This window comes from uncultured Algibacter sp. (assembly GCF_947487575.1).
Taxonomy (GTDB): domain Bacteria; phylum Bacteroidota; class Bacteroidia; order Flavobacteriales; family Flavobacteriaceae; genus Algibacter_B.
This window is the reverse complement of record NZ_CANKXG010000021.1, coordinates 1-2,775: the sequence shown is the minus strand read 5'-3', so window position 1 is coordinate 2,775 and position 2,775 is coordinate 1. Positions and strand designations below refer to the sequence as shown.

General features: G+C 30.3%; 1 protein-coding gene. It reads right to left on the bottom strand.

All coding sequences use genetic code 11. The features are described 5' to 3' along the window. Positions 1-507: 507 nt before the first annotated feature. Positions 508-2,547, bottom strand: coding sequence for a putative porin (locus Q0870_RS15320; RefSeq protein ID WP_298556763.1), 2,040 nt, complete (start codon positions 2,545-2,547; stop codon positions 508-510). Positions 2,548-2,775 lie beyond the last annotated feature (228 nt).

Sequence of the window (2,775 nt, the reverse complement as noted above, 5' to 3'; positions counted from 1 at the left end):
TTTTTAAGCTTTTTTTTATTCTTTTTTTACACCCTTTTTAAATGCCTTATTATCTGCGATTTATAATACATGTTTTTATCAACAATCTGATTTTTTTAGGGCGATATAGAGAATTGTTTCTTTTTTTTACACGCAAAGACGCTAAGTTACAAAGTGTAGCTACGGATACTTCTCTAAATTATATAGTGATGATTCTTTACATTAAGGTTGAAATCGTTATTTATATGAATGGCATTTATACATATATATGATTCTTTTTTCTTCTTATTCTTATTGCCTTGAGACGCTATTTATATTAATAGTTATTCTAATGCATTATGCACAATCACTTTATCCAACCTAGAACTTGACTTTGAAGATAATAAAAATTGATATAAAACTAACTCTGATGCTAATCTAAAGGTTAGCGATAGTAATAGTAATGGATAGCCCACAGCCCAACAATGGAGACGCAAGGACTTAGAACGGTTAGACCCACCCAACAGAGAAAAGCCCAAAAAATAAATTTTATAAAAAGAAATTCCAAACAATACCGAAACGCACTGAAAAATCGCGATATGGGTTGTTAGGGGCCGAATAATACTTGTAACCTGTAAATCCAGCATTGAAATGTTCTGCCTTCAAATAGATTCTTGTTTGACGGATTTTTGCGTTTATAAAAAAGTCTAAACGTGAAAAGCCCCCATATTCTGTTTCGTTTTGCACATAGAATTCGGCCAGCAATGGACTATACGCGTCCATATAATATTTATTGAAGTAATTTAAAGTAATACCAGTTTGTAAAAAGAGGGCTTTCTTAAATAAATGACTTGAAAAATATATAGTGTTTCTGGTATTTAGAGCTGGCACGTTTAATGTGTTATTTTCGTCTTTTACATCTTGATACATTATGGTGTTGTTTAATCCAAATTTCCCAAATGTAATTTCGTTTTCTAACTTACCCCTTAAATAAGATATGGTACTATTATTTTGAAATGGCGCAATTTGCTGTGTAATTTCGTTTTTTTTGAAATACACGTAATTCTTTATAGTAGAATAATCGACAGTTATATTTGCGAGTTTTTTGTATTTTATATTAAAACTAATTTGTTGCGTTTCTATGTTATTAAAACTGTTTTTCCAGTTGTAATTTATATAATCGCTTTGATACAATAGAGTATTGTAATTTGGTACTTTTGAACTATGATTAATGGATGCTGAAGCTGCAATATCATTTTTCACATTGAAAATAGCAGTTGCATTAAGGTAGTTTCCATCAAAATCACCAGATATATTTGCTCCTAATTCACCATTTAAACGAAAGCCTTTATAGCGTTTACTATACTTACCTCCTACTCCAAAAACACTCCCTTTTAATCTATTAACTATGGTGTTCCCATCTAAAATCACCAATTTATTGTAACCATAATTATAATTAGTGTTGTTTATGTTTATCTGAAAACTACCTAAAACGTTGTTATAATAATCAACTTGCAACTCATTATAAAAATTTCCTAAAGTTACTTTATCGTCAAGATCTCTAGTTTTAAAAGCATCTCCAAAAAAATCTGTACTTGCACTAGCTTGGGTATATTGATAGTATTTACTTTCGAATGTCATAACATGCCTTACATCTAATCTACTCTTTGATGTGGAATCGTTTAATGTTCTAGGCAAACGTTTCTCTACTACTTTATTAAAAACATTATAGCCATGATCTAAGTGGAATCGCCTACCAATCATTACACTTTCAGCATTTTCAAAATTAACCTCTAAGATAGACCTGTCTAAAAAATCTGGGTCTCCAGACTCAAAATTAGCCACACTAACATCTTGTAATCCTCCATTTTCTTGATTTAACAAGTCTTGCGTCACAAAATGACCTCTTGCATTATAGCGCTTGTTTTTTGATATATAATTTGATGTAAACCTAAAATTACCGGTACTCGTTAAAATGTTTTGATACTTCCCTAATGAACGAAGCCCTTTATAGGCTATTGAAAAATTAAATTGAGGTGATGTATTTACAGTAAAAAAAGAATCAACTAATTGCCCTTGCTCAAAAGCAGACCTGAAAAATAATTCGGTTAATGGCGTAGGCACATGGTAGTAGTTAATATCTTCAATTTCCATGTAATTAAAATGTCTGGCACGAGCACCAAATAAAGGCATTGAAGTTGTATTCGCAAAATTGCGAGTTAAGCTGTTGTAAGTTTGCCCAAGATTTGAAAATGGAATTAATCCAAAATTATCTTTACGTAAATAATTGAACTTATATTCTTTCTGAATTGTTAAGGTAGTATCCAAATACGTTGTATCCCTTTTATGAGATATAATTAGATAGTCTTTAATTTTGGCATCGGGGTTTTTAAGATTTTTAATACTAGTCGATTTCGTTGATAATGAATCTTTAACTCCAATTAAGTTTCCATCATCAACTACTACTCTTCTATCTGGTCGTATTTGAGCAGAAACCATATTGACAACAAGAACAATGAAACAAGTTAAAAAGACTTTAAAAATCTGTTTCCTTTTATTTCTATTTTTAATTTCAAGAATTATGTTCATATAAAAGCTACTGGTAAATTGGGAATATTTAAGCCACTATGATTGTCAATTATTTTTTATGTGGCAAAAGTAATTATTTGAACGCAAAGTGCTAGTAAATATTTTAAATAAAGAAAACTAGCTAAAAATAGCTGGCTTTTTTTTTAATCTTATTGTCCCGTCCTGAAATAGCGATACACTAAAACATTAGTGTAATGAAAACATCGGAAAACACTGGGTACGTAAAGC

What these genes read in the sequence shown, in the direction of transcription:
- Q0870_RS15320 (WP_298556763.1), bottom strand. Translation starts at nt 2,547, where the DNA reads ATGAACATAATTCTTGAAATTAAAAATAGAAATAAAAGGAAACAGATT.